Source organism: Citrobacter amalonaticus (genome assembly GCF_037053465.1).
Lineage (GTDB): Bacteria > Pseudomonadota > Gammaproteobacteria > Enterobacterales > Enterobacteriaceae > Citrobacter_A > Citrobacter_A amalonaticus_H.
On the sequence record NZ_JBALIF010000036.1, the window covers coordinates 1 to 7,726 of the forward strand.

Below are 7,726 nucleotides of genomic sequence, written 5' to 3' on the forward strand. Positions count from 1 at the left end.
TGATAGCCTTGACTGTGATCCCCAGTTTTTTCCCTAATGTCACAGGATTCTCCGCATTACAAAGGCATTTCAGGATATAGAGCTCCCGCCTGGTAAGTTGGGCCCTCCGGGCAGGAATCTTCCCTGCGGAGAAGCGCCCTGATTTAATCACATTCAATAACTCAGCCACTCCCCTGACCGGAGAGGCCATTTCCAGATACTCCCGTCCTCTACGAAGGGATGTGATATCAACACCTGGTCTGCCAGAATAACGTAACATGACGGTCTGTAATCCGGGGCATTCTGTCTGCACCCAGTTACTGAATATCAGCCAGTCTGACATATTCTCGTCATCACCGTATTCTTCAGTTAGCACCACGGAAATGGCCGGATTTGATTTCAGCCGTTCAGTTAACGCCCACAGACTATGACAATAAGTCATATGTATATTACTGTTCATGCCATTCTGTACAAGATAAGCCAGCCCCTGACACCAGTATCTGTTCGGTGACATCACTATAATCTCAGTTCTTCTTAAAAAGGCCTGCTCTGAAACAAAACGCACAAGGATCCACCTTTTTACTGTAATAACCTGTTTTCACCCCTGAAAATCAGAACGTGCCGGTAATAAGGCTGTTCCGATATTCTTTACATTAATTCACCTCCGTCATCGAACTGACGGAACGTCTCATAATGAAAATTTCTTATATGATTTTCACCATAGCATAATGCATCCAGGTCTTTCTGGTGCCATGTGATAATTTCAGAAGGATAGTAACTGGCATTGAAATGCAGTACACCTGCAAGAAACTCAAATGCGCCGTTAATTGCCAGCCCGCCAGTGAAGGTGTGTATTTCAATCCCATCCCGTACCAGTGAAAGAAATAACTCGTCATTAAAATAACGGACTGTGACATCAAACCCCAGTGCCGAACCCGAACCACTGAGCCCCTCCTGCCATGTCATCCTATCATTATATGAGCGTTTATTTATCCATACATAAATAAGCACTTGTCCCCAACTCATATCAACCCGGTCGCCTGCCTCCCGCTTTTTATACGGAATACAGGAGATATTTTTTTCCCAACTCATTTCTTTCCTCCGTTTGACAAATTTGATCCATCTGTTTTCTTCTCCGGAATAGTAAATACCAGCACTGATAATTGTAAAACAACATCAGAAAAACATTTCAGTCAAAACGTTATGCATCCTGCTGCTCGCAGGAAAAAAACTAAGCGGATACCGAATAAAGAGCCTCAACAAATGACCATTAACATACTAATTAAAAACCCACCATCACATTTTTTAATGTCAACCAGAACGTCATTAATAATGCAGTAAAGAGCATCAGATCAGTCACTCCGGAACTCATTATTTAGACAACAGCTGGGTGCGACGTTGACGCTCCCGTTGATTTTTTATTTTCGACCTGTACGGCAACATCACAGAAGACGGCATCAACATCCAGTAGCCATTAAGCTGAAATATCGCCCCCACACGCTCCAGATAAAGTAGTGTATCCAGGGTTTCTTTGCATGAAACAGATGCACGTATAGCTATTTCACGGGCCGGTAATTTTTGTACGTCCTCTAAAATGCTGAGGACAGCCTCCGTCACATTCATATTGCTGGCATGCAATCCGGCAACATCAGACGATGAAACCAGATTTTCACTTTTATCTACTTTCAGAGCCCGATATTCCCATTTAATAGATGCCTTGCTCATTTCTCACCTCCTGCTGCTGATTCAGGATTTTTACTCCAGAATATCCCTGTCATTTCCCTCAGGTATAACCTCTCTGTTGAAACACCAGCACTGCGGCTAACAACTGCCCTTATCTTAAAATAACGACCACCATCATTGTTTCTTTATAAATTTATTGCTCTTAACGTCACTCATTTTATTGCCAAAATGGAAACACCTGTCATTCTTTTCATCGAAAATGGATTGAAGAACCTCTACTGAGGAAAACCTCTATAAATCTCCAGTAAATATATGCAGGCGTTTTCTGCCTGAAATATCACCCTTCTGTTATTCGATACATCAAAACATCTCCACTTCCGGCCAGGCAAATTCTACCCTCCACGCCTGTATTCATTATTCATAAGTCAGTTGAATGGTGGCGACAGCATCTGCTTTACCCGTCGTCACGGTTGACTGAGTCTGCAGGTAGCGGGCCGTCCAGTTAAAATTATACTGACCTGAGGCGGTGGTGGTATCCACCAAAAATTTCTGGTTCAGTTTTACTGCTGTTCCGTTCTTATCCAGGAGTTGTACAGCAACACCTGTCGCTCCTCCGGATGAAACTTTGATTGCACCAGCTTGAGTAGTTGAAGTATCAGCTTCTGCAACAACCACCGCATTAATTCGAGCTCCTGCATCGCAATCAAGCATAATGGGGACTTCATGAGGTGCTGTAGTATGTCCAATGCCGGAAAACTCTGATGTCAGGTAATCCCCCATGACAACATTTACAACTGGCGTATTTATTGAACATGCCAAAACTGTTATCGACGCGTCTCCCATACTAATAACAAGGGCATCCGAATAAACTCCGGAATAACCAAACCCCTCAGACATTAATCTCTTAGAGTCAAGTACACCGCTTTGAATTAAAGGTGAGGTTTTTATCAAAGTAAAGACCTTAGGTGACGTATCAGTTAATACGATTGGGCCTGTATTATAACCGGAATATGTAGCCGGATAATCCATATACATCCCATTCCCCCCCTGGGCTGTAATACCAACGCCGGGAATATTTGTGGCATAAATGTGATTCCCCAAAGTAGTAGTGCTATAGTCCATACTATATTTTACATATCCTCCGGAACCTGCAGGACAATTAACAAAACCAGTCCCAGAGGCCGGTGTTGTTTGAGTAGCCAATACTGAACCTACAGGCGCATCCCTCTGGACTAAAACATTACCGAAATTTACGGTTCTGGTAATCAGAGATATGGTACAATCAGCATAGGCATTATTGATAAAGAATATAGAGAAAAACACTGATACAAAGACAATCTTCCATTGTGTATTTTTCATTTTAACCTACTTACAATCTACATTGATCTGCTGCACACCGATGGCGTGTTCCTTTCGGTTGCCAGCCTGAGCCGCCAGACCGAAGTCGGCATGACACTGCTGAGAGCCGTCGTTACCCCATTTCACTGTCAGCCTTCCGCTTTGCGGAACTCCGCTGAGGTACACCTGACCACTTTCACCCACAATTCCGGTGTTGTCGCTGTCACTGCCGTCAATGGAGACCAGAGCCCCAAACGGCACAGCATTACCCCCCTGCAGCAGGGTCATCAGTACACGGTTGCCGACGTTAGTTTTGAAATTGGCCCTTACCACTGCCCCCGCTGTCGGCACAACGGACGTCACGTTCTCTTTCAGGTCAACATCATCACCCAGTGAACCCGGGTCAAGCGCAATACGTGAACGCTTGTACGGGCTCAGGTAAGGCACAATGGTATAGCCCCGCCAGTCGGTCTTCACCCCGGTGCCGTTCTGTACCTTCACACCGTCCGCACCCGGCGCTTCCACCAGAGCCACTGAACTCATGTCACCCGACATCGGCTGCCCCAGTGTCACACCATGCTCATGTACCAGCACAGAGCCCTGCGCACCGTAGTTCACCTGACGAGAATCGTCGTTATAGTTGTACCCGGCGTTCACTTCACCGTAGGTGCCTTTATAATCGCCGCTCACCAGACCGCTGTAGCCCTCATCCCGGTTGCCGTAACCCTGTGCCACGCTGTACGACAGGTTATTGTCTTCCAGCGCCGTGCCGTTCAGACCAATCTGGTTATGCGTTTTGCCATGCATATCGTTGGTCATGCTGTTGCTCATATACGCACCCGGCAGCCACTTCGACAGCGGCACACTGACGTTCAGCGCCAGTTGCTGGTTGTTCTCCTCATATGAATCTGCATATTCGGTGTAGGTATACATCAGCGTCCAGGTGATGCCATCCAGAATAGAGTTGCTGTAACTCACACTCAGGTTGCGCTCATAGCCGTCTTCGTTCCAGTAGTCCTGCTGGTAACCGGAGAAGGACATTGATCCCCAGTCTCCCCCCATCAGACTCTGGGTGAGATCCAACTGGATCTTGCTGCGCTTGTTGTTGTGCGCATCCACATAATCGCCATCGTCATAATCCCGGTAGTCCATGGCCTCCTGGAAGGTGTAGAACCCCTCAGTCGAGTATCGATAGCCGGCCAGCGTGACCGTGGAATCTGTTGCGGCAATGTCTTTTGAATACTGGAACCGATAAGACTGGCCATCCCTGGACTGATTCCCACCCTGCACAGCATCATCAAGCGTGGTATATGCCTGCGTAGCATCCAGAGAAATGGACCCCAGGTCACCCAGGCCAAACCCCATCCCCAGCGCCATGGCGTTATAATTATCTGATGTCTGGAAACCACCGTAGACAGTCATGTCATGCGGTAAACCATAGACCAGCGTCGCCTGCCCCAGGATCGGTTCATCACCGCCCTCATTCTGGGAACGATATTCACCCACCGTCATCGCGTACTTCAGGCGCCCTTCACGCTGCATGATGGGTACGTTAGAAAACGGCTGCACAAATGTGCGCTCGGAGCCGTTCGCTTCTTTAATGGTCACCAGCAGGTCACCGCTTGACGAGGTCGGATACAGATCGCTAATGGTGAAAGCACCCGGCGGAACGTAGGTCTGATAAATGACACTACCATTCTGTTTGACCGTGACCTGGGCGTTACTGTTCGCAATACCACGCACCGTAGGAGCGAAACCACGCAGACTGTCCGGCAGCATGTTGTCATCAGAGGCCACCTGCGCCCCCTTAAACTGGATACTGTCAAATACATCCGACGGCGTATAGCTCTCACCTGCAGTGAACTGCCCTTTTATTGGCGGTAAATCGCGCTGCACATAAGTATTAATTGAATCCCAGCGACTATCGGAACCACTATTGCCCTGGCTATCGTTATCATCACTGGCTTTGCTGTAAGACCACGTGCTGTAGTTACGCAGACGCCATGCCCCCAGGTTTACACCGCTGCGCAGGTTGAGAAAGTAGCTGTCATTTGTGCCATCGCTGCCATCCTGCCAGGTATTTGCGCCAGTGAAACTATAGTTCAACATCATGGCCGGAATACCTTCATCCCAGTATTTCGGGTCAACCGCTCCCTGAGCTGACGGTCTCATGGAGGCTTGTGGAACTGATATATTCAGCGCCTGACGCGAAAAATCGAAATCAGTACCAGCCTGGGGAATATAACGTGACAGGTCAGTGATTTTCGTGTCTTTTGGGATCCCCAACAGGGCCGGTGCTGAATTCAACATCACCCCCCATTGCTCAAGCTGAGCGGGCGTCAACTGTGGAAAAAGTTTTCCCCCGGTCCCCAGCACAAAATTCACATCACGCGTATCCACCTCTTCGCCGTTGACATAAATATCAACACGATAAATATCTGGAACTTGTCCACCCTTTGTGGAAAACTGGGATAAATCCACCCGAGTGGATGAGGGATTGTCTATTTCCAGAGCATTCGGGTTAAACATGACCTCGTCGGCCATCCCCTGCCTGACAGATAATAATATCGCTATAGCAACAGCAATACGGGTCATATTGATTCCCGCTCCGCGTGCTGAACAGAATAATCGGTTCTTTGTATCTGTTGTCACCACTGACATATCAGACCTCATTCTTTACATTTTTCAGCACTATCCCTTTTCCGGTCATAAGCCCGTATATTCAGTGCCAGACGTTTATTGTTATATTGATGATCTATCAGCGCTGTCAGCGGATTAATTGATCGGTGATACGACAGTTTTACTGCCGCCGCCAAAATCATTAATCACCTGCCAGGATACCTGGTTGCCCGAAGCCGTCGACGGCAACGGATAATTCGCCGTACCTTTTGGTGGCACCATCACATTCGTGGTATCAACCGAAGTTCCTCCGATTTTCATAGAGAAAAACGAAAGATAATACGCCGTGGGATTCGTAACCTGAATCTGGTTTCCGGTGCGCCGGAATGACACGATTTTATAATCATCGGCTGTCGGGGCTTTAATACTCTCAGGTCGATAAAATAACTTGATGCGGGTTTTGACAGAAATCTGCAAAACGTTTCTGTCCCCCTTCGCAGATGACGGAATGGATTTAATATTCATCCAGTATACGGACTCGCGATCTTCAGGGAGACTCCCCCCTGTGCGAATAATGCGCACCATATTTTCATTACCTGCATCCAGACGAAATAATGGTGGGGTCACCACAAATGGAGGTTTTGGTGAACCTTTATTTTCACCGACCGGACCGTCAGCATCTGCCCACGCCTGGATTAAATAGGGAATTTGATCCGGATTTTTTACTGATAAAGCAGCCTCACGCTTTCCACCATCATAAATAACCCTTGTTCCGCCGACAACTACTCCAGCCTGAGCGATATTTCCCCACATGCAGGCTACCGCCAGCAGTAATATCCTGCTTATCCGGTTTTTTCTCATTTTTATACCTTCAGATTTCAGAACCGTTTATTCTTTCCAGCCGAAAACTCTCTGAAATGACACCTACCTGTAAACATATTTACAGGCAGGGCCATTTTCAGCGCCGGTATTACCGGAAGACTGAATACCAGTATGTATAATTAGTTATACAGAACGGTAAACTGGCTGGTCGCGTCTGCAGTACCAGCAGTCACCGATGCCGATGTGGACTGATACTGACCCACGTAGCTCAGAGTGGCTGAGCCATCAGCAGCAACCGTCACACGTTTTGCAGAAGAGGTATCATTAACTTTGACCTGAGAACCATCATCCGCGTTGTTAATACGTACGGCAACACCAGTCGCAGTCATACCAGAGTCCAGTTTTAGCAGGTCGGTATTCGCCGGATCACTGTTACCACCAAACACTGCGGCAACAGTACCTGCCGGGCAGTTGGTCAGCTTAATATCAAATTTCTGCGCTGTTGATGTATTACCAGCAGCTGAGAATGAAGAAGATGCAACATCACCCAGCGGAACAGTCTGATCTTTACTTGCAGTATCAACTGTACATGCAGTATCAACGATATTACCGGTGAATTTTACGGTACCATCAGACGCATGCGCCATATTAGCCATTGCCATTGCGGAACCAGCCACCATCACTGCCAGAACTAATTTTTTCATTAAATACTCCAGAAACTCTCACATTATTTTGGGGAACGCCAGGCATGACACTCAGAGAGCATTTCCGCTCGAATATACTGACTCCGATCATTTTCAAAAAATAATCGCAGTAATCACTTTGCCTGGAATTATCAGCTTGGCCAAAAATCTCCATAACGAGACAATTTGGACCAAACTGTAAATACTTTAGCTAGCACCCGGGAAAGTTCAAAATAAAATTATATCCAGAAACGGAATTTCTTATAACAATATGATTTTAAAGGAGTTATTTTTTTCATTTTTTCTGTATACCTACCTGCATCTCCCCGGCCCCCCCCTGCAAGCTTTCCTTTTCCATGTCAAGCGAAACAAAATGTAAATAAAATTGGTGTTTTATTCTAAAAATCACATCATCTCAGATTTTTAATCTGAGATGATGTGATTATCTTGGTTTTATGTTCTGTTTTTGTCGAAATGGTCCAAATTGTACAGTTTTTAATTATACCTTTCTTTTATTTCTGCCATACTCCAACAAACCTTTGTGAATTACTGGCGGTATATAACACCGTATGACGTATATTTCTGTGCCCAAGGTAATCCTG

General features: G+C 46.5%; 7 protein-coding genes and 1 pseudogene. All 8 read right to left on the bottom strand.

Annotation, left to right across the window (positions count from 1 at the left end; translation table 11 throughout):
- Window positions 1–544 (bottom strand): hypothetical protein (locus WB371_RS23405; protein ID WP_336222345.1); only part of this gene is annotated, 544 nt, incomplete at its 3' end.
- An 83-nt stretch (window positions 545–627) separates the two neighbouring features.
- Window positions 628–1,071, bottom strand: a complete 444-nt coding sequence (locus tag WB371_RS23410) for a hypothetical protein (RefSeq protein WP_336222346.1) — start codon at window positions 1,069–1,071, stop codon at window positions 628–630.
- Between the two features lie 279 nt (window positions 1,072–1,350).
- Window positions 1,351–1,704 carry a hypothetical protein gene (locus WB371_RS23415; protein WP_336222347.1) on the bottom strand — a complete coding sequence of 118 codons (354 nt, stop codon included), beginning with the start codon at window positions 1,702–1,704 and terminating at the stop codon, window positions 1,351–1,353.
- A 372-nt stretch (window positions 1,705–2,076) separates the two neighbouring features.
- The gene (locus WB371_RS23420; protein WP_336222348.1) at window positions 2,077–3,021 is read right to left on the bottom strand and encodes a fimbrial protein; all 945 of its coding nucleotides are present in this window, start codon (window positions 3,019–3,021) and stop codon (window positions 2,077–2,079) included.
- Window positions 3,022–3,027: 6 nt separating this feature from the next.
- Window positions 3,028–5,595 (bottom strand): fimbria/pilus outer membrane usher protein, encoded by a 2,568-nt coding sequence (locus WB371_RS23425; protein ID WP_336222349.1) that lies wholly within the window; start codon window positions 5,593–5,595, stop codon window positions 3,028–3,030.
- 180 nt (window positions 5,596–5,775) lie between these two features.
- Window positions 5,776–6,480: a molecular chaperone gene (locus tag WB371_RS23430; RefSeq protein WP_336222350.1), complete on the bottom strand. Its 705-nt coding sequence runs from the start codon at window positions 6,478–6,480 to the stop codon at window positions 5,776–5,778.
- Window positions 6,481–6,620: 140 nt separating this feature from the next.
- Window positions 6,621–7,145 (bottom strand): fimbrial protein, encoded by a 525-nt coding sequence (locus WB371_RS23435; RefSeq protein WP_336222351.1) that lies wholly within the window; start codon window positions 7,143–7,145, stop codon window positions 6,621–6,623.
- A gap of 491 nt (window positions 7,146–7,636) precedes the next feature.
- Window positions 7,637–7,726: pseudogene (locus tag WB371_RS23440) on the bottom strand (DNA recombinase); the annotation flags it as partial.